The sequence below is a fragment of the Natronomonas aquatica genome (assembly GCF_024449025.1).
Taxonomy (GTDB): Archaea; Halobacteriota; Halobacteria; order Halobacteriales; family Haloarculaceae; genus Natronomonas; species Natronomonas aquatica.
In genome coordinates this window covers 14396-37492 of record NZ_JAHLKM010000001.1, presented here as the reverse complement: position 1 = coordinate 37492, position 23097 = coordinate 14396, and the positions used below count along the sequence as shown (strand labels likewise).

Here is a 23097-nt window from a genome sequence, read left to right as displayed (position 1 = left end):
ACGTGAAACTTTCGCCTCTCGAGACGAATCCGAGGTCTCGAACAGCGTTCGAGCACCGAACGATCCTGCGGTGTATAACCTGAAGTAGTCGCCCTTCGTCCAGTCGGATGGACCTGCTGACGCTCTCGCTCCCCTCCGTTCTCGTCGTTTCCTGTCGCAGTCCGCTTTTTGATTCGGCGAGGTTGCCGCCCCGACACGTGGCGATTGCCCGTCGGAAACCCCTTTGTCATCCGACGCCGAGAGACGAGACATGGACATCTTCGGGTCGAGCGGGGTTCGCGGTGTCGTCGGCGAGGAGATAACCCCGTCGTTCGTCGGCCAGGTCGCGGCGGCGGCGGGAACGGTACTCGACACCGAGAGCGTCGCTGTCGCCCGCGATACGCGAACCACCGGCCGGATGTTCGTCGATGCCGCCGCGAGCGCGCTCGCCGCCGTCGGCTGTTCGGTCCGGCGGCTCGGTGTCGTCCCGACGCCGGGCGCACAGGCGTACGCCGAACGACACGCGGTTCCGGCCGTGGTAATCACGGCGAGCCACAACCCGCCGCAGTACAACGGTCTCAAGCTGATCGGCGCCGACGGCATCGAACTCACCGAACGGACTCTCGAACGGATCGAAACACGGTTGACGGCCGACGGTGTCGATTCCGTCGGATACGCGGACGTGGGCACGAGCCTGACTGTCGAGGGGACACGAACGGCGTACGTCGAGGAACTCCTCGATCGGCTCGAAGCGACCGGCGTGCGCGAACCGATCGCGTCGGCCGATCTCACCGTCGCGCTCGATCCCGGCCACGGCGCCGGCTGTCTCACGAGCCCCCGCTTTTTCGGCGAACTCGGCTGTCGGATCCTGACGCTCAACGCCCAGCCTGACGGCCACTTCCCCGGCCGGAACCCCGAGCCCGTTCCCGGGAACCTCACGGACCTCCAGCGGCTCGTCCGTTCGAGCGACGCCGACGTCGGAATCGCACACGACGGCGACGCCGACCGGGCGATCTTCATCGACGAGAACGGACGTCACATCGAGGGCGAGTCGTCCTTGGCCGCCCTCGCGGCGGCCGAGCTCGAGGCCGACGACGTCGTGGTCTCGGCGGTCAACGTCTCCCAGCGGCTCGTCGACGTCGCCGCCGACGCCGGCGCCGACCTCGAATTGACGCCGATCGGCAGCACACATCTCATCACGCGCATCCGCGAACTCGACGGGGCCGGCGCGAGCGTGCCGATCGCCGGGGAGGGAAACGGCGGCGTTCTGTTTCCCGACTACCGGCTCGCCCGCGACGGGGCGTACACGGCCGCGCGGTTCCTCGAACTCCTCGTCGAGAAACCGGCGAGCGACGTCGTCGCCGAGTACGGCGGCTATACGATGGTCCGTGAGAACGTCGTATACGGCGACGAAACCGAACGGGCGGCCATGCTCGAGGCCGCCGAATCACACGCCGAGGCCGCCGATGCCGAGTTGACGACGCTCGACGGCTACCGGCTGGATTACGGCGACGCGTGGGTACTCGCTCGCCCGAGCGGGACGGAGCCGCTCGTCAGGCTGTACGCCGAGGCTCGACGCGAAGGACGGGCCGAGCGCCTGCTGGAGGAGTTCTACGACGCGATCGTGGCCGCCGGGTCATCCGAGGGCTGACTCGCCCGCGGGTCAGGGATCGTGTTCGTCGAGTGCGCCCTCGAGCCGGTCGAGTTTCTCTCGAGCAGCCGACAGCTCCGCTCCGATCGCCCCGCTCTCGAGTCGCCGCCGTTCGTCGTCAGTGAGTTCGGCGGCCGATTCGGCCGCCCGCCGGAGCCGCTCGTACTCGGAACTCCGGGTCAACGATCGGACTTCCCGCAGCGTTTCGACCGTCGATTCCTCGGCGAACCGCTCGACGAGCGGGAGTAGCTCGCGCGTCCGGAACCACAGGACGTCGTCGGTCCGCGGCGGCCACTCGATGCGGAGTGGATCGGCCGACAGCCGCTCGAGGTACGTCCGGTTGGTCGCGATCCGACGTTTCAGCAGGTCCGCGTCCTCGACGTAATGGGAGAGCTTCGAGGACGAGTACTCGGCGTACTCGAGCAGTTCGTCGATCGTCCGTTCGCCGGCCGGCTGCGTGTGCACGTACTCAAAGAGCTCCTCCGGCGGCGGTTCGTACTCGACGAACGGCGTCCGGGCGGCCTTCCGGAGGAACGACAACAGCTCCCGGGCTGGCGTCTCCCGGCGGAAGGCCTCGAAATCGTCCCGGATAGACTCGTTGTACGTCGCGATCGGCTCTCTGAGCCGTTCGGTCGGGGCGTCGAGATCGGCTTCTCCCAGCGCTTCGATCCGCTCGAGTGCGTCGATCCGATCGCGGAGGTCCGTCGCACGTCGCCGTGCGCGCCGGTATAGCTTCCCCCGCTCTTCGCGTGCGGATTCGAGGGCTTCGTAGGTCTCGACGGCCGAGCGGACCGGCTCCAGGGCCGCCCGTGCGGCGTCGAAGTCTGACTCATCGAGCGACGTCGAGACGCCGCTCGTTTTGACGTGCTCGTCGGCTTCGAGGAACGCGTCACGTTCGGGCACGTCCTCTGGGGCCGCTTCGAGCGTCTCCGCCAGATCGTCCCGGAACTCGACGTAACCCTGGAAGTCGTCCCAGTCGGTCGCCCGCTCCTCCCAGCGGTCCAGAACCGTCTCGACGGACCGATAGATTTCGGCCAGTTCTTCGAGTCTCCCCGTCGGGATGTCTCCGTTTTCCAGTTCGCTACGGAGCGTTTCGATGCGTTTCTCGACGCGCCGCAGTTCGTCGATCACCTCGCTGTCCGCGTCGACGTCTGTGTCGGTACTCGGGGTCATATCCGTCATCTCCTGTTCCGCCAGCTACTCGTAGACCGCATCGGGATCGAAGACCTTCTCGCCGACGGTCTCGCCGCCGATCGTCCGATAGAAGCAGGACTCATAGCCAGTGTGGCAGGCCCCGCCTTCCTGGTCGACCAGATACAGGATCGCGTCGCCGTCACAGTCGACCCGGATCTCCTCGATCCGCTGGACGTGGCCGCTCGAGCCGCCTTTGTGCCAGAGTTCCTCGCCGCTCCGGGAGTAGTAGTGAGCCTCCCCCGTCTCGCGGCTCCGCTCGATCGCCTCCTCGGTGACGTACGCCAGCATCAGTACCTCGCCCGTCTCGGCGTCCTGTGCGATCGCGGGCAGCAGTTCGTTCTCCCCGAAGGCGAGATCGACGCTCATTATCGGAACGAGGCCGCTCGCCCGGATAGGCCTTTTCGTTATCCCGGCGGAACGATTCCTGATCCTCTCGAACCCCCGGGTATCCGCCAGCACCGTGGCATGCGTACGTCTGACGAACGCTTATATATACGGGCGGGACAACTAGAACCGATATGGGCAACAAGAACAAGACGATCTCCTTTCGGGTCAACGAGGAAGCCTTCGAGACCCTCCGGGAGATCGCCGAGGAGCGCGATATCTCGCTTTCGGCCGTGTTCCGCGACTACGTGGACACCCTCGTTGCTCACGACGGCCAGGTCCGGGTCGTCCCGGAACACGAACTCAAAAGCGGCAGCGCCTCCGAGACCGCCTCGGCCGCAGAGAGCTTCCCGCCGAAGGTCGAAGTGCCGAAAAGCTTCGTCCGCGAACACGAGCGGCTGGAACTGGAGGCCGAACACCTCCGGGAACAGCTAGAGGAGTACAAACAGTACGTGACGCGGCTCAGCCAGCAGGTCGAAGAGCAGGAGGCCGAGGACGTGATCCAACTGGAGGATCTCGACGGCGAGGAGAGCGAAGAGGAGCCGTTCCGGCTCGGTTGACGCCGGCTACCGCGACAGTTCCCGCCGCCGCCGCCCGATCGTCCCGCCCGCCTCTTTTCGGCCGTCGACGTCCGCCAGCCGCTCGGCCGCCTCCAGCGTCCGGACGGCGTCGTCCAGAAACGAGAGCACGTCGCCAGGATACGCATACAGCATGTAGTCGTCGCCCATCACGTCGACGATCCCCTCGGAGCCGAGTCCCTGGGCCCGTAACTCGAGCAGATACGAGACGAACTTCCGCTCCGGGCAGCCGCAGTGGGGGTTGGCCTGACAGTCACAGTCGAGGAAATCCTCGGCGAAATCGAGCACGCGATCGCGGGAGGCGTCGTCGAGCTTTGCGATCCCGTCCCCAGAAAAGAGGATATCGAGCGTCGCGCCAGAGAAAGCGCTCTTCGGGAAGCTCGTATCCAACTGGGAGGCGAGCTGACGGTGGTTTTTGACGTAGATTTTGTCCGTTATCGCCACGGTACCGGTCGTAGTCGGTCGGCGCTCAAAAACCCCCGGACGGCGTATGCGGCGGTATTGCACGCGTCCCCGAAGACGAAACGTATATGAATCGGACTGCGCTTATACTGACGTGCGTGTCCGGGTTGGGGTAGTGGTATCCTCCAGCCTTGTGGTGGCTGGGACGTGGGTTCAATTCCCGCACCCGGACCTTCCGTTCTCCGGTGTTTTCCCGTGATTTCACCCGAAGCGACGCCGAGCGATGTGGTCTGCCAAATCGGCCAGAAGCTTTATACAAAAATTGGGTGAAAGACTATGCGGTGTAGTAGCATGGTACACAAGGGTCGGCAGACGGAACGACAGCGAGCCGCGGAGGTCGCAAACGAATTCGTCGAGGAGGGGCTCTTGCCCGACGACATCGAGGACGACGTTATTTCCCGGCTCAACCGGGAGGAGCCGATACGGGCCCTGGAGACGATCATTCAACACCGCAAAGGTCGAGTTTGAACCGACCGAAGCGAGAAACGAGCCCGACGGGATTTGAACCCACGCACCCGACCGCACAGTATGATTGAACGCAGGGTAGACAGATGACGGGAAGCCCGGACCTACGGGAATTGGAGCGTGATTCCTATGACGGTAAAAGGATTACAAAATCTGATCATACTATAGATCCCTACGAATCACACGTTGGATTCTTCATCGAATAGTTTGAAAAAAAAAAGACATAGATGTGTCTGAAATACAGCCGAAAACAATCCTCCATTACAGCACCGGTTAGCGTGCAAGATACAGGGCGCGTACCCATCATAATGTCTTCATCAATCTCTGCGATGTAAGCGTCACTGTAAGCAAATTCCCACCGACGTATACAAACTCGATCTCGCTGTCGAGTTTCTGGATATATCAGTAAACACTCCAAAATCCGACACCTTGCCCGTGCTGCAATAGCGGTCCCGATTTGAGATGGAACTGATACAGTGCTTGATGCAGACGAACTTGATGTCGCATGGACATCCCCCGCCGGGAATACGAATAAACAGCTACACACTGTACACAGCTATCTTAAATAACCTGTTCAACTTTGGCAAGTGACTCAAGCACGTAGTCCGGTCCGTCCGGTACAGCCTTGGAGTAGCTGCGGTCCCCCCCGGATTTGACCAGCGCAGTTTTCGTACCCATCCTTTTTCCGAATTTGATATCGGTTGTGAGTCGATCACCAACTACGATCGCTTCACTGGGTTCGATTTCTCGTTTTTCTTGTATGATATTCGCTGCGATTTTTGATGGCTTTCCGAGTATTTGATCCGGTTCTCGGTCAGCAGATACCTGAATCGCGCCAAGAATCGATCCGGTGCTCGGGAGTGGGTGGTTTTCCCCCGGCCTTGTCGGATCGGAATTTGTTGCAAAATACGGTATTTGATCCTTCTCAAGGGCAATCAGTGCTTCACTGAGCGTCTCATAGTCGAAATCCCGATCCAGCGCCACGACAACGATATCTGATGCTTCTGGATCTGTAGTTACTTCCAATCCTGCTTCCTGTAGCGCTGTATAGAAAGCCGTTTCTCCGATAGCAAATACACTCTCTGACGAGAACTTTGCAGATAAGTACCGGGCAGTAATAGTGCCCGATGTAAATATTTCGTCGGGTTCGGCATAGATCCCCATTTGATACAATTTCGAAACAAACTCTTCTCGCGAAAGGGTTGCATTGTTCGTAAGAAATGTTGTTTGGATACCACTGTCATGAAGCGATTCGATTGTTTGTGGTACCCCTGATACTGACTCTGTTCCACGATAAACTGTCCCGTCAAGGTCTAATATAACATGTTTCATTTTATTAATTAAGTATTTGGTATAGTCATTTGAAAGTAGTATCAACTTATTCAGTCAGATCGCGTATCATGGCGACATCGTTTGATAAGCCTTTTTTTATCTAACACTGTATTCAACGGTAGATTCAGCGTCAAGAATTCAACGTGCTCCAGACCGAACTTGGTAGCCACTGGGACGATCTCTTTGACCGTCATCAGGTCGAACGTTGTGGATCCTATCTTCATGAATTTCTCTTGAATTGCCTATTCGATAGTTCGACAGCAAACTCTACGTTTCAAGATCGATGTAATTCATAATTCGACATTTGATTCAATTTCAGTAGACTCATCAACAACCGTTTTATCATTCGAAATATCATCCTGGTCCTGTGAGTTATCCGACCTATATATCTTATTTTTAACACTTTCGTCGAGTTCATCAGTGCTACCCTCAAAGACGAGCCCCCCATCAGATAGCCCCAGGATACGGTCCGCAAACTGTTCAGCAAGGTTGACTTCATGAATATTGATCAACACCGGGATATCGTCTTCCCGAGCGATTTCGGTCAGGAGCTCCATTACTTTTCTTGAAGTCTCCGGATCCAAGCTACTCGTCGGCTCATCAACCAAAAGTAATTTTGGAGTTTGTAACACTGCCCGTGCGATTCCAACTCGTTGTCTTTGTCCGCCAGACAGTTCATCTACTCGCTTGTCCGCCATCTCCAGCATCCCGACTCGATCTAATGTCGCGTATGCCTTTTGAATATCTTCCTTTGGGTACTTTCGACGAAATGACTTCCAGAAACCGGTGTATCCCAACCGTCCCGATAGGACGTTTTCCATCACTGTTAGTCGTTCAACAAGGCCGTATTCTTGAAAGACCATCCCCATATTACGTCGTTCCCTTCGAAGCCCGTTTTTCGAAAGGGATGTGATCTCAACGTCATCCAGCCACACTTGCCCGCTCGTCGGTTCAACCAGCCGATTGATACAACGAACGAACGTACTTTTTCCCGCCCCACTGGGGCCGATCATCGCTACTATGGAATTGCCACCGATCGTAGTTGAGACGCCATCCAGCGCACGATCTCCGGTCGGATACACTTTGACTAAGTCGTTTATTTTCAACATGGATGTTTTGTATTTGTGTTTGGGTTCGGTGTTCGAGTATTGATCGTCTGTTTCATAACTGCTAAATGAATTTTTTTCGCAGGTATACTGCCACACCTTCGCTGAGCAGTACCACTATAAGTATAACAAGCAGGATCACCAGCGCTTCACTCCATTTGAACGTATTTGTAGCCGTCTGGAGTGCGACGCCGATCCCGCCACCACCAACAAATCCGACTACCGTCGAAGCGCGGATATTCGAGTCCCATCGATAGGTAGCGATACCGATGAAGGCTGGCAGAACCTGAGGGACGATCGAATAAACGAACGTCTGTGCTGTGCTTGAGCCAGTGGATCGAATCGCTTCAACTTGGGTCTTGTCGATCTCTTCGATTGCCTCACTCAGAAGCTTGCCGATGAAGCCGATAGATCTCACGGCTAAAGCCATCACCCCAGCCAGCGCCCCGGGTCCGAACATGCCGACAAAAATCAAAGCCCAAATGATGACATTAACTGAGCGTGTCGCTGTAATGACGAACCGTCCGACAGCATACGTGATGTTATTCGGTGTGGTATTGTTTGCTGCAAAAAAGGCAACAGGGACCGAAAGAACGACAGAAAAGAGCGTTCCAAGGATAGCGATATGCGCCGAGATAATCAGCGGATCAACCAACGAGGGGAGAATCGAGAGGTTTGGTGGCCACATACGACTTCCAAGATCCGCAAGCGATTCGGCTGCCGTTGCAACGTACCGGAGACTCATATCCAAATGCAGCACGGAAACGAAGAGAACAGCAAGCACGACTATTGAATACCCGAAGCGCGCGCTCCGCTGTTTTGCCGTAAACCGATTCCACGTAGTGTAATCGAAATCGAGTTTGTCGCTACTGGTCTCGGTGCCGTGTTCGGATCCGGTTTCAAGCCGGGCTCGTACAGTTGCGCTCAGCACTTCACCCAACAAAACTAAACCAACAATAACGATGACAATCGCTAGTGTATAGTCGTACTCGAAGCTCTCAAATGAATTGATCAGAACCTGACCGATCCCACCGGCACCAACGATACCGACGATCGTGCTCGTCCGAATATTGATATCCCATCGATAGATGGTCAGTGCCACAAACCGGCGGGTGATTTGTGGTAATACGCCGTAGACTAACGATTGTGCCCGACCGGCACCCGTGGCTCTGATCGCCTCAAGTTGGGTTGGATCGATATCCTCAATTTCTTCGGAAAGTAGTTTTGAAAAGAATCCTATTGTTTTGATAGACAGCGTAATTATTCCGGCCAACGGTCCAAATCCAACTGCCAAAACTGCGATGATTGCAATAACTAGTGCGTGGAACGCCCGAGCACTCGCCACAAGAAATCGGCCGATATAATAAATGGGTGCCGGAACGAGATTTCGCGATGCAATCAACGCAAGCGGAAGGCTTGCAACAATGCCTACCGCAGTCGAAATGGCGGCCATCGCGAGTGTTTCTAATGTTTTGTTCCATATTGTCAGCCGATTTTCAGCGGAGAAATTCGGGGGCCAAGCTGAATCCGCTAACGCTGCACCTTCCTGTAGCCCATAAGCGAACCGCTCCGGCGTGATTCGAACCGTCCAGAGACTCCACAACAAAAACAGGGTGATAACGCCATAGAATCCCCACTTTACATATTGGTTATAAAAAAGAATCGGCTTTTCCCACCGCGAATCGTAGTTATCAACGTCTTTTAGTGACACAGTTTTGTTATATAAGTTAGTGATTTATTTCCAGAATCGATACTCTTGACTGGAGATTATTCTCCGAGATTTCCGATCTCGTATTCGACATCCAGACTCTGCTGAATCAGCAGAACTGGATGGTGGTGGGTCGCATAATCGAATTCGACATATTCGGTCCCGCCTGCGTCTTCGACAGACGTCCCCGAGTAATCGTACTCGAAGTGGGCCCTTCGTATTCCTTCCACGATCTCCGGTTCGAGATTGTATCTGTACTGTACTGGCAGGGAGGGAAACGGTTGACTTGCATAAATCACCCGCACGTTCGATGGGTCGACCTCGTCGGCGGAATACATGTCACCGAAGATACTGCTCGCGGCGTTAGCAGCTTCAAAATCCTCCGAGATGACGCCTCTAATCGAGTTATCGTGGCCACCAGAGTACGTTACCTCGTAATCCTCACCGGGAGTGAGCCCTTCTTCTGGCAACAGCGCTCGCGGGGCCAAGTTTCCTGAATTCGAAGTCTCAGACGAGTGTGCGACTGTTAGCCCCTCCAAGTCGGATAGTCCAGTAATATCGTCGTTATCGACGTGAGCGATGGTCCACATCCGATACCCGAATGTCCCTTGATTAACTAGCATAGAAAACGGGACGCCACCTCCGATATTAACCAAGTACGGAGTAGTCCCCGCCCCAACAGAGCTGACGTGCAACCGTTCGGCCCGCATTGCTTCAACCACGGCAGTAGGGTTATTCAGGGTGACAAATTCGACGGGTTTGCCTGTCTCTTCCTCGATATTGTCCATGAGGGGTTGCATAGCATCCTGATAGATATTTGCTGCATCTCCCCCTTGACCGTATGCGTAACTGATCGTATCGGGGTCGATGTAGTCTTCCCCTGTTTCTTCGACAGACAACGGAGGATTTCCATGCACCGGTTCCTCCCGAGACTCCATATTCTGAAGCGTCTCGGCAGTTCCGACATCGAAGTCGTTTTCAAAGAGGGTTAGTGCGGTTTGAGGAAGCGATTCGATCGGATTGTTTGGATCAAATTCCCCAAACCCATCATCGCCTTCGCTGCCGCTGTTTTCTTCGTTATTGCTATTTCCATTTCCACTGTCGCTTCCATCGTTACTCCCACTGTTGCTGTTTGCATTACCGTTACCACCATTCCCGTTCCCGTCCCCGTTCCCGTTTCCATCCCCATTATTTGAGCTGCAACCGGCTAATGCTGTGGCTGCAACGATACCAGAAGATAGGAGGAATTTTCGTCTCGATGCCGCAGTCGACCGCTCTGAACCACGCGTCATCAACTGAATTGGCACAGCAGTTGATTAAAACCGCTTATAATAGAGATATATCCGACTCGATGCCCGTATGTTTAGCTATACTTCAATCAGAGCGATACAAAAAAGAATATATGAATATATAGAAGCTATCCTGACTCTGCTGTCAGACATTAGCGTCTTTGTTTATTGTTCTCGATGGTGCTCTATACTACGAAACCTGCTTCCCGTTCAACCAATCGGAAATGATCGCGGTAATCGAGTCGGATCGATATACCGAACGACAGAAGATACTGATCTAATGGATGTACCCCCGGAAGTGATCGACGGTCACAAAAGCAGATTCAATCGACTATCGAATACGTAAATAAGATTCAAGAAACGACCGATCACTTCTGATTTCTATTTTCATTTTATTTTTATACAGGGTGTCATAGAACTATTCGCAAGGGCTTGATTTCATTCAGGATTCAATGAATCAACCGTCAGAACGCTCTTGCATGTGTTGGCAGTGAGAAACACGTCAAAATTAACATTCAGTAGTCTAAACAATCACGAATATGTCGAAGCTGTCTCTCATAAGTATAATGCTGGGGATTGTGCTGCTCGGAGTTGCTGGATACATGGCATACTCTCAGCAACAAAGCCTCTCGTCCGGGGTGCAGATTGAAGCCACGGTAGAGAGCAAAGAAGTCACCATGGATTCCTCAAAAAGCGGGGACAGGTACACACCCCACGTCACTTACAGCTACACGTACAACGGAACCCAATACACTTCCGACAACATCAGCCCGGGAATAGGAACAAAAGCGTCCGACACAAGGACTGCCGCGGAAGACAGAATTGACCAGTACAATGTCGGGGAGACAACCACGGCCTATGTCGTGCAAGGCTCACCCTCGAAATCGTATCTTAAAAAAAAGAGTAGCCCTCTACCACTTATATCCGGCATCTTAGGCCTATTCCTGATCGGAAGACCAGTGTATAAATCCGTCGCTTCTTAATTTCGAACCGCTCCGTTAGGGTGATGTCCTTCCGCTTGGTTGCTGAATCACTGCTTCATCTTCTGGCTCTAAGTCTCGCACGTGATTCGTAACAATATTATGGTATTTTTGAGTGTCGGGCTGGTATGTGGGTATCCTGTACTGACCGATTCACGGGTCGGTCAACGGGGTATGTGAATCGTTCTATGACACCCTGTTTATAGCTAAATAATGTATTCGTTACGTCACGGGTCGAGATACTTGTAAGCCGAACGTACAAAATTTATAACAAGAAGCCCCACATCACATGATTCCGGAGCGTACTATGAAAAGGCGAGCCCGACGGGATTTGAACCCGCGACAACCAGGTCCGGAACCTGGCACTCTGTCCACTGAGCTACGGGCTCTCGTCTTTCGGTAGCGCCGGGGTGGCTATAACGGTTGTGAACCGGCTCCGGCAAGAGCGGGCCATCGACGTGCAAGCTATCCGTCGCCGACACGTATCGGACGTATGCATCAGTTCATCGACGGCGAGTGGGTAACCGAGTACGAGGCGACCGACGAGGACGGTTCTTTCGACAGACAGCCGACATCGTTCCGGGACTCGATCGACCCCGGAGCGGCCGAACCGGGGCGGTATCACCTCTATGTGAGCTACGCCTGCCCGTGGGCCCACCGGACGCTCATCACCCGGAAGCTGCTGGGGCTGGAGGACGTCATCTCGGTCGACGTGGTCGACCCCTACCGCGCCGAGGGCGGCTGGCAGTTCACACCCGAAAAGGAGGGCTGTACGGCCGACTCGATCAACGGCTTCGACTACCTGCGTGAGGCCTACATCGAAGCCGACCCCGAGTACACGGGTCGGGTGACTGTGCCGGTGCTGTGGGACACCGAGGCGGGAACGATCGTCAACAACGAATCGAGAGAGGTCATGCGGATCCTGACGACGGCGTTCGCCGATCTCGGCAACGGCGTCGACCTCGCGCCCCCGGAGCGACGCGGGGAAATCGACGACGCCCTGGACCGGATCTACGAGCCGATCAACAACGGCGTCTACCGGACGGGCTTTGCCGACACCCAGTCGGCCTACGACGAGGCGGTAGCCGAACTCTTCGAGGCGCTCGATTACTGGGACGGCGTCCTCGAAGAGCAGCGCTACCTCGTCGGCGATCGGCTCACCGAGGCCGATATCGCGATGTACACGACGCTCGTCCGGTTCGACGAGGTCTATCACACCCACTTCATGTGCAACCACAAACTGATCCGCGAGTACGATCACCTCTGGCCGTACCTGCGGGACCTGTACACGACGCCCGGGTTCGGCGAGACGACGCACATAGACCACATCAATGAACACTACTACACGACCCACCCGGACGTGAGCCCGAAACGGATCGTCCCGATGGGTCCGGACCCGGATTTCGGGGCCCCCCACGACCGGGACGAACTCCCCGGCGAACCGCCGGTATAGGCGATCGCCGCGTCGGGCGGCCGTCCGCGTCCCGCCGGTAGGATTATATACGACCATGGTATAGTATACCATAGACATGGGCGACACGAAACGAGGACGCGAACGCAAGGGCCGAACGAAGCGAGAACAGCGGGACCGGTATCACATCCGGCGGACGCTCGAGGCGAGGAACCGCGAGCGGGACTTCGAGGAACTCTACGAGGAGACGGAACTGGAACTCGATATCTGAACGCGGCCCGTCCGTTCCGATCACGACCCGGGGCCGGATCCCCACTGGTGGACTTATTTTCCCGTCGGCTCCAGTACGCCTATGTCCGAAACGACGCTCGCGGAGTTGCTCGAACGGAACCGCCGTCACGTCGAATCGCTCTCCGAGGGCTACTTCGGGGCCGTTCGGCACGGACAGAAGCCGGCGGTCGTCTCCGTCTGCTGTTCGGATTCGCGGGTCTCACAGGAGGGGATGTGGGATATCGATACCCCGGGCTGGCTCTTCACTGCCAGCAACATCGGAAACCAGGTCCGGGACACCTACGGGGGCGAGCGCGTGCTCAGCGGTGACGTCCTCTATCCGATCCGGCACGCGGAGACGGAGGTCGCGGTTGTCGTCGGTCACACCGGCTGTGGGGCCGTCACAGCTACCCTCGAGGCGGTCCGCACCGACGGATCCGGGTCCGGGGAGGGCAGGGAAGACCCGCCCGGGATCGAAGCGCGAATCGAGTCGCTCCGTCCGGTCGTCGAGGACGGACTCGCGGACGGCCGCGTCTCCGGGGAGCGAGACGTCGGCCTCGTCGACCAGCTCGTCGAGTACAACGTCGACCGGCAGGTCGCGTTCCTCCGGGCCGATACGGCGGTCCCGGATCCCGTGACCGTTCTGGGGTTCGTCTACGATTTCCAAGGCGTCTACGGGGACGCCGAGGGACGGTGTTACCTCGTAAACCACGACGGGGAGACCGACCTCGAACGGCTGTACGAGGCGGTCCCCGGGGAGTTTCGCTCGCACGTCGGCCGTCTGTTATGACTCGTTCCGTCGGGTGCGTCTCCGACGCTCTCTCCGGGGGCGAGGGCTCGAGACGGCGCCGCGGCTGCCGGACGAGAAAAAACTGTTCGAAAGGCGATACAGCCGCGGTCGGCGTTTACAGGCGCGTCAAGTTCGTCGCGCGGGGGCCCTTCTCGGCCTCCTCGATGTCGAACTCGACTTCCTGCCCTTCTTCGAGGTCGGGACCGCCGACATCCTCCATGTGGAAGAAGACGTCCTCGTCCGCGTCCTCAGTGTCGATAAAGCCGTAACCGCCAGTGTCGTTGAAGAAATCAACCGTTCCGGTTGCCATCTCGTGAACGATAGACATCGAGGTATATAATGTTTCCGGATCACGGGTATTGGGACGGCGACGGGGCTTTTCGGTCAGCATCGACTAGACATCCCACCACGGATGGGACACCGGAACACCGCGCTCTCGAACGAACGCCGAGTCCTTCGCGCCCGATGACCGACGGTGAGTCGACGAAGGTTGCGATCGCCTGTCAGGGTGGCGGCAGCCACACCGCCTTCACCGCAGGGGTACTGAAAGGCCTGCTCCGCGAATGGGACGAGGGGTACGAACTGGTCGGGATCAGCGGCACTTCCGGCGGCGCGTTCAACGCGCTCGCGGCGTGGTACGGGCTGGTCACCGCCGACGAGGAGGCGGCGGCGTTCTACGACCGATCGCGGTAGGCCCGCCGGTTGTCGAACGAACCGGGAGTACGCTGATTAGCCGTCGGCCGGAATCCCCGGTATGTTCCGTCGACTTCGGGAGACCGGCCCCGCCTTTTTGATCCCGGCGGCGTGGGGGACCACGGCCGCCGCTCACCTCGGTATCGTCACGCGGCGGCCGGTCTTCGTGATGCATGGGGTGATGTGCGTCCTGCTGGTCGCCTTCGTCGGCGCCTCCTGGCGGGAGATGGAGGCCGGCGTGTTGCGGACCTGGCGGCGGGTCATCCTCGCCGGAACGCCCGTCGCGTTCGCTGGCCTGGCTGGATTCGTCGTTCCGGCCGGCTCGAGGGCCCTCTTTGCCGTGTCGATCTCGGGGTGGATGCTCATTCCGGCGGCCGGGTTCGTCTCCACCGCCCGGCAGGTCCCGGCAGGGGCATCGATCTATCGGGGCGGCGCGACGCTGTGTGTCCTCGGTGCTGTCCTGTATGCGTCCGGGACGGTCTTCGGGTACGGCGCGTTATCGATCGCGGGACTCGGTTCGGTCGCCGTCGGACAGACGGCCGGGATCCTCGATGCGGTCCTCCGATACTGACGGCCTACGGCGTGACGATGATCTTCCCGACCGCCTCGCGGTCGCGCATCGCGCCGAATGCCTCGTCGGTCGCCCCGAGCGGATAGGTCGCCTCGATCTCCGGTTCGAGGTCGCCGCTCTCGACGAGGTCGACGAGCCGCCGCAGTTCGGGCTGGGTGCCCATCGTGCTGCCGATCACGCGTTTGTGCCCGAGGAACAGATCGGGGATATCGATCTCGCTTTCGTTGCCGGCGGTTCGGCCACAGACCACCATCCGCCCGCCGCGACGGAGGAGATCGAGCCCGACGTCGGTGTAGGGGCCGCCGAGGTGGTTGATCACCGCGTCCGGCGTCCCGATCGCCCCGACCGTCTCCCGGAGCGTTTCGGGGTCGACCCCCTCGACGGCGTGATCGAGCCCCAACTCGCGGAGCCGATCGAGCTTTTCGGCCGACGACGAGGTGCCTATCGTCCGGGCGCCGAGAGCATCGGCCAACTGGACGCTCGCGACCCCGACGCCGCCGGTCGCGCCGGGGACGAAGATCAGATCGCCGGCCGCCACGTCCGCCTGTCGGAGCATGTGGCGGGCGGTCAGATACGCCGTCGGGAGCGCGGCGGCGGCCGTCGTTCCGACCGACGCCGGGAGCGGAACGAGCCGGTCGGCGTCGACGCGGGCGGCCTCGGCGAGCCCGCCGTGATACAGCGAGAACTCCTCACAGTGGTTCTCCGGGCCTTCCCGGCAGAACTGACAGCGGCCACAGGTCTCGTTCGGACAGAGCACGACCCGATCCCCCGGCTCGATCCTCTCGACCCCGTCGCCGACGCTCCGGACCACGCCGGCGACGTCGAGGCCGCTCACGAAGGGCAGGTCGTCGGCGTCGACCATCGCCGAGTCGCCCTCGAGGATCCAGAGGTCGTGGCGGTTGATCGAACACGCCTCGACGTCGACGACCGCCTCCCCGGCCCCCGGATCCGGTGTCGGTTGTTCGATGATCGTTACGCCTTCGGGTCCGATCAGATCGCTGAACGCTGCGGCGCGCATCACGTCAGTCTGCGCCCGACAGCGGTATAACTGTTCGTGGCTCGTGGTCACGTCCCCGCCCCGAGCGCCTCCGTCGCGAGCACCAGAAGCGTCAGGAAGACGTGTTCGCCGTCGATCACGAACCCATAAAAAAGCGGCCCCCGATCCTCCGTGGCGAAGGGAATGTAGGCGGCGACGTAGGCGAGAAAGCCGAGCAGTACGAGAAACCGGCGGGGAACGACCCCGACGGCGACGAGTCCCACGAGGCCGACTCCGGCGGCGACGGTGACGGCCAAGGCGCCGACCCGAGTCGCCTTCGGCCCGAAGACGATCGGGACGGTCCGGATCCCCCCGGCTCGGTCGCCCTCGATGTCCTTGATGTCGAAGACGGCCGCCGCGACGGTCAGCATGACACTGAAGAATCCGAACGGGACGAGGATCCCGGGGACGAACACCGCGCCGTAGTAGAACCCGACACCGAGCGGGATGATCCCCCACGAGAGCCCGACGATCAGGTTCTTGACCAACAGGAGCTGTTTCACCCGAAACAGCGAGTACAGGGCGGCGACGACGACCGGCAACACCAGGAAGGGCGCGCCCGGGAGCCCGAGAACGAACGCCCCCCCGACCGCGAGAAGATAGAGTGACACGCCCGCCAGAAAGAACAGCCGTCCGTACCGACCGATAAACGCCGCCCTGCTCGGGACGTTCCGGACGTCCTCCTCGATGTCGGTCAGGCGGTTGAGGCTGTAGACGAAAAGCGTCGCGGCGAAGACGATGAAAAGCGGGAGGAATTCGGGCGAATGGCCGGCGAGCAACGTTGTCGACAGCGCTACGCCGGTCGCCGCGACCGAAATGAACAGGTTGCTGTGGACGAGAAAGGCGGCGACCGACCGAAACACCCCACCCTCGATTTTGCGCCCGCTCGTCGCTTCCATCCGGATATCACGCCGACTTCGGCCCCGACGTTGAAAGCTCTGTTCCGTCCGGCGCGCCTCGCCGCCACCGTCGTCGGTCGAAGCGCTGATTACAGACCGGTGTGACATACCACCGAATGCTGTCGCCCTCGTGGAAGCGGGACATCGCAAGCGGGCTCGTGGTTCTCGTGCCGCTGCTCGTCACCGCCTACGTCGTCGCGTTCGTCTATCAGGCGATCGCGAACCTGCCGTTTCTGGAGACGACTCTCGATGGGCTTCCGGTCGTGGTTCGGGTGTTCATCACGCTCATGCTGTTCGGGCTGCTCGTGCTCGCGGTCGGTTACCTGATGCGGACGACGGTCGGTGATCTGCTTGAGGGGGCACTCGACGACCTCATGAACCACCTGCCGGGGCTCCGAGTCGTGTACAACGCCTCGAAGATGGCGGTCGAAACCGCCGTCAGCGGCCCCGACGAACTCCAGACGCCGGTCAAACTCGAGACGTGGGACGGGATGCGGATGACCGCGTTCAAGACCGGAAAATCGACCGAAGACGGCCGGGACGTCCTGTTTTTGCCGACCGCCCCGAACATCACGACCGGCTACGTCGTCGAGGTCGAACCGGACCGCTACACCGAGATCGACGAGAGCGTCGAGGACGCCCTGACGCGGATCCTCAGCGCCGGTTTCGGCGAAAACGAGGACCGCGGTGTCCGGATCGACGTCACCGAAGAGTTTCTCCCCGGAGACGATACACGCGAGGAATGAGACTGATCGGGCTGGATGGCCGGTCCGACGGCGGCGCGTCGAACGACGATCAGACGTGCGGGCTCGGCATCAGCTCGCTGTCGTCCCGCTCGGCGAGCCACTCACAGAGCCGGACGAGTTGATCGGTCGCGGCCTCGAACATCTCTTCGCCCTTCTCGGCGGTCGCGTCCCTCTGGTCGCCGAAGACGCCGTTGTCGCTGTTCTCGATCGCGTCGTAGTAGGTCCTGGCGCCGTGTTTCGTCGTATCGGCGGCCTCGACGCTTTCGACCCCGTCGTCGCGTGCGTCCGCGAGGCGATCCTCCCGAACCAGTTCCGGCCGCAGATACTGGATCATCGCCGTCTCCTTGGGCCCGCCGTGGGGACCGTTCTGCTCGAAGAGATCGTCGACGAGTTCGGGAATGCTGTCGTTCCACATCCACTCCACCGCGTACAGCACTTCCTCGTCCCTGAGCCGGCGACCGACCTCCCGGAGATGTTCGACGTTCCCGCCGTGGGCGTTGACGTAGACGACGCGGTCGATCCCGTGGTACGCCAGGTTCCGCGTGAGCGATTCGACGTAGTCCCGAAACACCGGCGCGTCGACCCACATCGTCCCGTCGAACTGCCGGTGGTGGGGGCTGACGCCGATATCGATCGTCGGCGTACAGAGATAGCCGGTCCGGTCGGCGGCTTCTCGGGCGAACCCCTCCGCGATCAGGTGATCCGTCGCGAGGGGGAGATGCGGTCCGTGCTGTTCGGTCGAACCGAGCGGGACTATCGCGAGCGACTCGTTTTCGAAGTAGTCCCCGAGTTCCGGCCACGTCTCGTCGGCGATATACATGCTGTCAACTGGGTGGTGGCGACCCCTTAAATGCTGTACGTTCGGCGCGGCGGCCGAGGAAGGCGCTGAGCTGTCAAATCCTCGGCGCTTACGGTGCGCCCGCGATGGCGACCCGAACCGGGTCGTCGCCGGCGTTTTCCAGACGGCGCCACGTGTCGGCGGCGACGCGGATCGCCTCGCCGGCGGCGAGCGTCTCCTCGCTTTCGAACTCGCCTTCCGCCTCGCCGAGTTCGACGGTCAACTCGCCGTCGACGACCAGATACACCTCCTCGTGGTTCTCTCCGGCGTGGTCGTGCGGTTTGCCCTCCCCGCCGGGTTCCAGTTCCAGAAGCGTCATCCCGAGGTTCTCACAGCCGAGCGCGTCCCGGAAGAACCACATCCCGCCGAACTCATCGGGGACGACGCTGTCGATTACGTCGGTGCTGGAAACGCTGTATTCCATACCGGCGTCTGTGGTCGCCGGCTACAATACGTTTCGGGCCTCGGCGTCGCCGTCGGGACCGTCGCTATACTGTCGCGAGGAGTTCGTCGTAGGCGGTTTCGTAGGCGTCGGCGACGACCGAGCGGTCGTCCCGCTCGTCGCTCGACAGCGCCGGCAGCGTCACCGACGCCCTCGGCTCTAACAGGTCGATCACGTTTTCGACGCGCTCTTCGAGCCGTCCCTCGCGGGCGCTACCGCTTGCGACCTCGCAGGCTTTCGCGTACCGATCGCCCTCGTAGACCCGACACCGCCGGGGTTCGACCACCGCGACGCCGTCCGGTTCGATCCCCGACAGCGGCCGAGCGATGTCCGAGTAGGATTCGACGATCGCCGCGTCCCGGTTTTCGATCTCCCCGGCCAGCGCCTCCAGCGCCGGCGCGTGGCGATCCGCCATCAGCTCGTTGAACTGCTCCAGCGACCCGACGACCGGCGCTTCGTCAAGCGGGAACGCCCGCTTTGCTGCGGGCGGGACCTCGACAGTCCCGTTGACGAGGTAGGTGTCTCCCTCCAGTGTCACCCGATCGAGGAGGAATTGCCGCCCCGCCTGGCCGAGGATGCCCTTTCCACGGCCGGGGGTCGGCAGCCACAGCCGGTGGACCGGGTTGATCGCCTCCGGGCGGACGTTCCCGGGCGTGGCGGCCGCGATCCGTTTCGCGTCCTTGCCGTAGAGGCGCCCCTCCTCGATCGCCCGCCGGTAATCGTCCTGGTCGTACCAGTACCCGTTGCCGGCACGCGGTTTGTACCCGCGGACGCCGGTCCGCTCTATGAGGCCGGCCGTGAAGGTCGTCTTGCCGGCGTCGACCTCGGCGCTTCCGGCGACGAGCAGCTTCATTTGAGGCCGTAGTACCCCGGTTCGTCGTCGGCCTCCGGCTCGGCGAAGACGAACGAATCGCTGTGATCGAGCATCCACGGGATCGCCCAATCGAGCAGGACGTTCTCGGTCTCGGGGTCGAGTTCGGCGTCCGGTTCGACCCCCTGCAGCAGGCGGGCGATCTCGTAGACGGTGTACAGCGAGTCCCGATCGAGGACCGTCTCGGGCTCGCGGAACTCGAACTCGCGGAGGTCGTCGAACGCCTCGCGTGGTCTGGGCATACCGCCCGGTAGGCGTCGTTCCGGCTAAAAGCGTGGCGGCTTCGTCCGGGCGGGCGACGCGGGGCCGGACGGGGTCAGGCCAGCGCTTCCCGGAGCTTCTCGACGGGGTGGGCCGGCCGTTCGCCCTCGAAGTCGTCGTCGGCCAACTGCGACCGACAGGAGGCTCCGGGGGCGACGACCGTTTCGCCGGGACTCGCTTCGATCTTCCCGTAGAGGATATCGCCGATCGACTTCGAGAGGTCGTAGTGTTCGGCCTCGTAGCCGAACGAGCCGGCCATCCCACAGCAGGAGGAATCGAGCGCGTCGACCCCGTAGCCGGCCGACGCGAGCGCGGCGGCGGCGTGGTGATCGCGGTTCAGCGCCTTCTGGTTGCAGTGGCCGTGATACGTCAAATGCTCGTCGGGGGCATCGAACTCGACGGCGTCGGTGACGGCGTAGGTGTTCAGGTACTCACAGACGCCGTAGGCGGAAACGGCGAGGTCCTCGACGCGGTCCTCTGAGAGGAGATCGACGTACTCGTCCTGAAACATCACGGCGTCCGAGGGCTCGACGAACAGCACCGACCAGCCGTCCTCGACGTACGGCGAGAGCGCCTCGAGGTTCGTCCGGGCGCGTTCCTCGGCCACGTCGAGCAGCCCCATGGAGAAGGCCGCCCGGCCACTGGCGGCGATCTCCTCCCTGTCGAGGACCCGGACGTGGACGTTCGCCGCCTCCAGTACCTCGATCGCGGCCTTCCCCGGTTCGGGGTAGTTGAAGTTCGTGTAGGTGTCCGGAAACAGGAGGACCCTGTCGTCGGCTTCGGCCTCGGCGACTTGCGGCCCCCGCGATTCGAACCACTCCGTGAGGGGTTCCTTCGAGAACGTCGGAAGGTCCCGTTCGGGGGCGATCCCCAGCACCTTCTCGGCGATCAGATCCGATCCCGGAAGCTTCTGGGCCCAGTTCGACACCGGCGCGAGCGCACTGCCGACGGCGTTGACGTGGTCGACGTTGCCGAACAGCCGCGTCCGGAGGCTCGTCCCCTCCGTTTCGTGGTAGTCGTGTTTGACCTCGGCTTTCAGTTTCGCGAAATCGACCCCGGTCGGGCAGTCGGACTTACAGCCCTTACAGCCGACACAGAGATCCAGAACCTCCTTTTGGAACCGCTCGGAGTAGATCTCGTCTTCGGGGAGTTCGCCGCTGATCGCGGCCCTGAGGGTGTTCGCCCGCCCGCGGGTCGTCTGAACTTCCTCGCGGGTGGCCCGGAACGTCGGACACATCGTGTTCTCGTCGGTCTGTCGGCAGGTCCCACAGCCGTTACAGAGCTCGACGAGGTGTGAAAAGCCCCCCTCATCGGAGAAATCGAGCTTCGTCTGTGGCTCGATCGACTGATAGCTCGACCCGTACCGGAGGTTCTCCCGCATGTCGGCGCCGACGCCCCGGTCGCCTTCGGGGCCGATATCCTCGGGCCCGTCCCGGTAGACGACGTTGCCGGGGTGGAAGTCCCAGTCGGGATCGAAGGTCGTCTTGAGTTCCTTGAACGCGTTCCACAGGTCCTCGCCGTACATCTTGGGGTTGAACTCGGTGCGAGCCATCCCGTCGCCGTGTTCGCCCGAAAAGGAGCCGTGATGTTTCAACACGAGATCCGTCACGTCCTCGGTGATCGAGTGCATCGTCTCGGTGCCCTCCTCGTCTTTGAGGTTCAGGATCGGCCGGATGTGGAGCGTGCCGCTGCCGGCGTGGGCGAAGTACGCTGCGGAGGTGCCGTGGGCCTCCAGTACGTCCTCGAACTCCTGGACGTACTCGGCGAGCTCTTCGGGCGGGACCGTCGCATCCTCGATGAACGGGTACGGCTTCGGGTCGCCCTCGAGGCCCATGAGAAGCGGGATCGCGGCCTTCCGGAGCGACCAGATGTCCCTCTGGGCGTCGTCGGTGTACGCCTCGATCACCTCGAACGCGGCGCCGTCCTCGACGAAGTGGGCGTTCGTCGCCCCGATGGCCGCCTCGAAGTCCGCCTGGAGCTCCGAATCGTACTCGAGCATGAGCGCCGCGGCCGTCCCCTCCGGGATCGGCTCGACGTACTCGCTGTAGCCGTCGGATTCGGCGGCGAGCCGGAACACCTCGTCGTCCATCAACTCGACGGCACCGACGCCGAACTCCAGCGCTTCGGGCACGGCTTTCATCGCGTCGACCAGATCTTCGAAACAGTACAGCGCGAGGGCGGTTTCTTCGGGGACCGTCACGAGGCCGAGCGTCGCCTCGACGATGACGCCGAGCGTTCCCTCGCTGCCGACGTAGAGCTTCGCGAGGTTGATAACCTCCTCGCCGTCGTCGTTCTGGTAGATCACCCGATCGAGGTTGTAGCCGCTGACGCGGCGCTTGAGGTCGGGGTATCGGGACTCGATCTCCGCTTCGTTGTCCTCGACGAGCGCCCGAACCGTCCGGTAGATCCCGGCTTCCCGGTCGTCCTTCGAGACGATCCCCTCGTATTCCTCGCTGTCGAGGACGACCTCGCGAGCGTGGAGTACGGATCCGTCCGAGAGTACGGCCTTGATCTCCTCGGTGTAGGCGTCGGTGATCCCGTATCGGACCGAGTGGGCGCCCGTCGAGTTGTTCCCGATCCCGCCACCCACCGTCGAGCGGTTCGAGGAGGCCGGATCCGGGGCGAACTTCAGGCCGTACTCGGCGAGGTGGTCGTCCAGATCGTCCTGGACGATCCCGGGCTGGATCCTCGCGGTCTGCTCGTCGGGATCAACCGAAAGCAGTCCGTCCATGTGACGGGACATATCGAGCACGACACAGCCCGGGCCGACCGTCTGGCCGGCCAGCGAGGAGCCGGCCCCTCGGGGAAGGATCGGCGTTTCGTGATCGATGGCCGTCCGAACGGCGGCACGCACGTCGGCGACGTCTTCGGGATAGACGACACCCGCCGGGCGGGCCTGATAGATACTCCCGTCGGTCGCATACAGCACCTGTGCGTACTCGTCGAAGCGGACGTCCCCCGAGACGGCCTCCCGGAGGTCCGCAGCGAGGGCCTCGTACTCGGCGGCGCTCTCGCCCGGCTGTCGGGCGAGGTCGGACGGATCCCTCGGCGGCTCGGCCGGCCTGACCGTCGGTTCCTGGTTGTCGGCACCCATGCGTTCGAATGACGGGCGTGCGGGATAAAGACTGTCGGTCACACGGA

The 23097-nt window shown here is 60.7% G+C and carries 23 protein-coding genes, 2 tRNA genes and 3 pseudogenes; 11 read left to right on the top strand and 17 right to left on the bottom strand.

What is annotated here, in order from left to right; all coding sequences use genetic code 11:
• Positions 1–250: 250 nt before the first annotated feature.
• Entirely contained in the window at positions 251–1630 is a 1380-nt protein-coding gene (gene glmM, locus KM295_RS00215) for a phosphoglucosamine mutase (RefSeq protein WP_256027738.1), read from the top strand.
• 12 nt (positions 1631–1642) lie between these two features.
• On the opposite strand, the gene KM295_RS00210 is transcribed toward glmM, so the two are convergent.
• The gene (locus tag KM295_RS00210; protein WP_256027736.1) at positions 1643–2803 is read right to left on the bottom strand and encodes a DUF7118 family protein; all 1161 of its coding nucleotides are present in this window, start codon (positions 2801–2803) and stop codon (positions 1643–1645) included.
• 24 nt (positions 2804–2827) lie between these two features.
• The gene (hisI, locus tag KM295_RS00205) at positions 2828–3190 is read right to left on the bottom strand and encodes a phosphoribosyl-AMP cyclohydrolase (protein WP_272494274.1); all 363 of its coding nucleotides are present in this window, start codon (positions 3188–3190) and stop codon (positions 2828–2830) included.
• 152 nt (positions 3191–3342) lie between these two features.
• Between hisI and KM295_RS00200 the strand changes: the two genes are divergently transcribed.
• On the top strand, positions 3343–3768 hold the full coding sequence (locus KM295_RS00200; RefSeq protein ID WP_256027735.1) for a DUF8146 domain-containing protein: 426 nt from the start codon (positions 3343–3345) through the stop codon (positions 3766–3768).
• Between the two features lie 6 nt (positions 3769–3774).
• Here the strand turns inward: KM295_RS00200 and KM295_RS00195 are convergent, their stop codons facing one another.
• A complete protein-coding gene (locus KM295_RS00195) occupies positions 3775–4230 on the bottom strand; it encodes a DUF5814 domain-containing protein (protein WP_256027734.1) in 456 nt (151 codons plus the stop codon).
• A 119-nt stretch (positions 4231–4349) separates the two neighbouring features.
• Between KM295_RS00195 and KM295_RS00190 the strand changes: the two genes are divergently transcribed.
• Both KM295_RS00190 and KM295_RS00185 read left to right on the top strand, forming a co-directional pair.
• Positions 4350–4420, top strand: a tRNA-His gene (locus tag KM295_RS00190).
• Positions 4421–4524: 104 nt separating this feature from the next.
• Entirely contained in the window at positions 4525–4716 is a 192-nt protein-coding gene (locus tag KM295_RS00185; RefSeq protein ID WP_256027733.1) for a hypothetical protein, read from the top strand.
• 558 nt (positions 4717–5274) lie between these two features.
• Here KM295_RS00185 and KM295_RS00180 read toward each other — a convergent pair.
• The 5 genes and pseudogenes from KM295_RS00180 to phnD form a co-directional block, all read right to left on the bottom strand.
• The gene (locus KM295_RS00180) at positions 5275–6045 is read right to left on the bottom strand and encodes an HAD-IIA family hydrolase (protein WP_256027731.1); all 771 of its coding nucleotides are present in this window, start codon (positions 6043–6045) and stop codon (positions 5275–5277) included.
• A 290-nt stretch (positions 6046–6335) separates the two neighbouring features.
• Positions 6336–7154 (bottom strand): phosphonate ABC transporter ATP-binding protein, encoded by an 819-nt coding sequence (gene phnC / locus KM295_RS00175; protein ID WP_256028165.1) that lies wholly within the window; start codon positions 7152–7154, stop codon positions 6336–6338.
• A gap of 61 nt (positions 7155–7215) precedes the next feature.
• Positions 7216–7992, bottom strand: a pseudogene (gene phnE / locus KM295_RS16960) (phosphonate ABC transporter, permease protein PhnE); the annotation flags it as partial.
• A gap of 72 nt (positions 7993–8064) precedes the next feature.
• Positions 8065–8862 (bottom strand): annotated as a pseudogene (phnE, locus tag KM295_RS16955) (phosphonate ABC transporter, permease protein PhnE); the annotation flags it as partial.
• Positions 8863–8918: 56 nt separating this feature from the next.
• The gene (phnD, locus tag KM295_RS00165) at positions 8919–10151 is read right to left on the bottom strand and encodes a phosphate/phosphite/phosphonate ABC transporter substrate-binding protein (RefSeq protein WP_256027723.1); all 1233 of its coding nucleotides are present in this window, start codon (positions 10149–10151) and stop codon (positions 8919–8921) included.
• A 563-nt stretch (positions 10152–10714) separates the two neighbouring features.
• Here phnD and KM295_RS00160 point away from each other — a divergent pair.
• On the top strand, positions 10715–11131 hold the full coding sequence (locus KM295_RS00160) for a DUF3592 domain-containing protein (RefSeq protein ID WP_336272582.1): 417 nt from the start codon (positions 10715–10717) through the stop codon (positions 11129–11131).
• Positions 11132–11444: 313 nt separating this feature from the next.
• Here KM295_RS00160 and KM295_RS00155 read toward each other — a convergent pair.
• Positions 11445–11517 (bottom strand) — tRNA-Arg (locus KM295_RS00155).
• A gap of 104 nt (positions 11518–11621) precedes the next feature.
• On the opposite strand from KM295_RS00155, the gene KM295_RS00150 reads away from it, so the two are divergent.
• From KM295_RS00150 to KM295_RS00140, 3 genes are all read left to right on the top strand, one after another.
• Complete coding sequence (locus KM295_RS00150; protein ID WP_256027718.1) at positions 11622–12581, top strand: glutathione S-transferase family protein; 960 nt, start codon at positions 11622–11624, stop codon at positions 12579–12581.
• 76 nt (positions 12582–12657) lie between these two features.
• Positions 12658–12810, top strand: a complete 153-nt coding sequence (locus KM295_RS00145) for a hypothetical protein (RefSeq protein ID WP_256027717.1) — start codon at positions 12658–12660, stop codon at positions 12808–12810.
• A gap of 81 nt (positions 12811–12891) precedes the next feature.
• On the top strand, positions 12892–13599 hold the full coding sequence (locus KM295_RS00140; protein ID WP_256027715.1) for a carbonic anhydrase: 708 nt from the start codon (positions 12892–12894) through the stop codon (positions 13597–13599).
• A gap of 115 nt (positions 13600–13714) precedes the next feature.
• Here the strand turns inward: KM295_RS00140 and KM295_RS00135 are convergent, their stop codons facing one another.
• Positions 13715–13909: a cold-shock protein gene (locus KM295_RS00135; protein ID WP_256027714.1), complete on the bottom strand. Its 195-nt coding sequence runs from the start codon at positions 13907–13909 to the stop codon at positions 13715–13717.
• A gap of 155 nt (positions 13910–14064) precedes the next feature.
• Here KM295_RS00135 and KM295_RS00130 point away from each other — a divergent pair.
• Both KM295_RS00130 and KM295_RS00125 read left to right on the top strand, forming a co-directional pair.
• Positions 14065–14268, top strand: a pseudogene (locus KM295_RS00130) (patatin-like phospholipase family protein); the annotation flags it as partial.
• A gap of 85 nt (positions 14269–14353) precedes the next feature.
• Entirely contained in the window at positions 14354–14863 is a 510-nt protein-coding gene (locus KM295_RS00125) for a hypothetical protein (RefSeq protein ID WP_256027713.1), read from the top strand.
• Positions 14864–14867: 4 nt separating this feature from the next.
• On the opposite strand, the gene KM295_RS00120 is transcribed toward KM295_RS00125, so the two are convergent.
• Both KM295_RS00120 and KM295_RS00115 read right to left on the bottom strand, forming a co-directional pair.
• A complete protein-coding gene (locus tag KM295_RS00120) occupies positions 14868–15881 on the bottom strand; it encodes an alcohol dehydrogenase catalytic domain-containing protein (protein WP_256027712.1) in 1014 nt (337 codons plus the stop codon).
• A gap of 47 nt (positions 15882–15928) precedes the next feature.
• On the bottom strand, positions 15929–16798 hold the full coding sequence (locus KM295_RS00115) for a UbiA family prenyltransferase (protein ID WP_418904727.1): 870 nt from the start codon (positions 16796–16798) through the stop codon (positions 15929–15931).
• A 116-nt stretch (positions 16799–16914) separates the two neighbouring features.
• Here KM295_RS00115 and KM295_RS00110 point away from each other — a divergent pair, with 116 nt between their 5' ends.
• Entirely contained in the window at positions 16915–17544 is a 630-nt protein-coding gene (locus tag KM295_RS00110) for a DUF502 domain-containing protein (protein ID WP_256027710.1), read from the top strand.
• 49 nt (positions 17545–17593) lie between these two features.
• Here the strand turns inward: KM295_RS00110 and KM295_RS00105 are convergent, their stop codons facing one another.
• From KM295_RS00105 to KM295_RS00085, 5 genes are all read right to left on the bottom strand, one after another.
• Positions 17594–18364 carry a creatininase family protein gene (locus KM295_RS00105; RefSeq protein WP_256027709.1) on the bottom strand — a complete coding sequence of 257 codons (771 nt, stop codon included), beginning with the start codon at positions 18362–18364 and terminating at the stop codon, positions 17594–17596.
• A gap of 88 nt (positions 18365–18452) precedes the next feature.
• Entirely contained in the window at positions 18453–18806 is a 354-nt protein-coding gene (locus tag KM295_RS00100; RefSeq protein WP_256027708.1) for a cupin domain-containing protein, read from the bottom strand.
• Positions 18807–18870: 64 nt separating this feature from the next.
• On the bottom strand, positions 18871–19677 hold the full coding sequence (locus KM295_RS00095) for an ATPase (protein ID WP_256027707.1): 807 nt from the start codon (positions 19675–19677) through the stop codon (positions 18871–18873).
• Positions 19674–19937, bottom strand: coding sequence for a DUF5827 family protein (locus KM295_RS00090; protein ID WP_256027706.1), 264 nt, complete (start codon positions 19935–19937; stop codon positions 19674–19676). The genes KM295_RS00095 and KM295_RS00090 overlap by 4 nt, the downstream gene beginning before the upstream one ends.
• Positions 19938–20011: 74 nt before the next feature.
• Entirely contained in the window at positions 20012–23050 is a 3039-nt protein-coding gene (locus KM295_RS00085; protein WP_256027705.1) for an FAD-binding and (Fe-S)-binding domain-containing protein, read from the bottom strand.
• Positions 23051–23097 lie beyond the last annotated feature (47 nt).

What these genes read in the sequence shown, in the direction of transcription:
- KM295_RS00090 (WP_256027706.1), bottom strand. Translation starts at nt 19,937, where the DNA reads ATGCCCAGACCACGCGAGGCGTTCGACGACCTCCGCGAGTTCGAGTTC.
- KM295_RS00185 (WP_256027733.1), top strand. Translation starts at nt 4,525, where the DNA reads ATGCGGTGTAGTAGCATGGTACACAAGGGTCGGCAGACGGAACGACAG.
- KM295_RS00085 (WP_256027705.1), bottom strand. Translation starts at nt 23,050, where the DNA reads ATGGGTGCCGACAACCAGGAACCGACGGTCAGGCCGGCCGAGCCGCCG.
- KM295_RS00135 (WP_256027714.1), bottom strand. Translation starts at nt 13,909, where the DNA reads ATGGCAACCGGAACGGTTGATTTCTTCAACGACACTGGCGGTTACGGC.
- KM295_RS00100 (WP_256027708.1), bottom strand. Translation starts at nt 18,806, where the DNA reads ATGGAATACAGCGTTTCCAGCACCGACGTAATCGACAGCGTCGTCCCC.
- glmM (WP_256027738.1), top strand. Translation starts at nt 251, where the DNA reads ATGGACATCTTCGGGTCGAGCGGGGTTCGCGGTGTCGTCGGCGAGGAG.
- hisI (WP_272494274.1), bottom strand. Translation starts at nt 3,190, where the DNA reads ATGAGCGTCGATCTCGCCTTCGGGGAGAACGAACTGCTGCCCGCGATC.
- KM295_RS00200 (WP_256027735.1), top strand. Translation starts at nt 3,343, where the DNA reads ATGGGCAACAAGAACAAGACGATCTCCTTTCGGGTCAACGAGGAAGCC.
- KM295_RS00210 (WP_256027736.1), bottom strand. Translation starts at nt 2,803, where the DNA reads ATGACCCCGAGTACCGACACAGACGTCGACGCGGACAGCGAGGTGATC.
- KM295_RS00125 (WP_256027713.1), top strand. Translation starts at nt 14,354, where the DNA reads ATGTTCCGTCGACTTCGGGAGACCGGCCCCGCCTTTTTGATCCCGGCG.
- phnD (WP_256027723.1), bottom strand. Translation starts at nt 10,151, where the DNA reads ATGACGCGTGGTTCAGAGCGGTCGACTGCGGCATCGAGACGAAAATTC.
- KM295_RS00180 (WP_256027731.1), bottom strand. Translation starts at nt 6,045, where the DNA reads ATGAAACATGTTATATTAGACCTTGACGGGACAGTTTATCGTGGAACA.
- KM295_RS00150 (WP_256027718.1), top strand. Translation starts at nt 11,622, where the DNA reads ATGCATCAGTTCATCGACGGCGAGTGGGTAACCGAGTACGAGGCGACC.
- KM295_RS00140 (WP_256027715.1), top strand. Translation starts at nt 12,892, where the DNA reads ATGTCCGAAACGACGCTCGCGGAGTTGCTCGAACGGAACCGCCGTCAC.
- KM295_RS00145 (WP_256027717.1), top strand. Translation starts at nt 12,658, where the DNA reads ATGGGCGACACGAAACGAGGACGCGAACGCAAGGGCCGAACGAAGCGA.
- KM295_RS00160 (WP_336272582.1), top strand. Translation starts at nt 10,715, where the DNA reads ATGCTGGGGATTGTGCTGCTCGGAGTTGCTGGATACATGGCATACTCT.
- KM295_RS00115 (WP_418904727.1), bottom strand. Translation starts at nt 16,798, where the DNA reads ATGGAAGCGACGAGCGGGCGCAAAATCGAGGGTGGGGTGTTTCGGTCG.
- KM295_RS00105 (WP_256027709.1), bottom strand. Translation starts at nt 18,364, where the DNA reads ATGTATATCGCCGACGAGACGTGGCCGGAACTCGGGGACTACTTCGAA.
- KM295_RS00095 (WP_256027707.1), bottom strand. Translation starts at nt 19,677, where the DNA reads ATGAAGCTGCTCGTCGCCGGAAGCGCCGAGGTCGACGCCGGCAAGACG.
- phnC (WP_256028165.1), bottom strand. Translation starts at nt 7,154, where the DNA reads ATGTTGAAAATAAACGACTTAGTCAAAGTGTATCCGACCGGAGATCGT.
- KM295_RS00110 (WP_256027710.1), top strand. Translation starts at nt 16,915, where the DNA reads ATGCTGTCGCCCTCGTGGAAGCGGGACATCGCAAGCGGGCTCGTGGTT.
- KM295_RS00120 (WP_256027712.1), bottom strand. Translation starts at nt 15,881, where the DNA reads ATGCGCGCCGCAGCGTTCAGCGATCTGATCGGACCCGAAGGCGTAACG.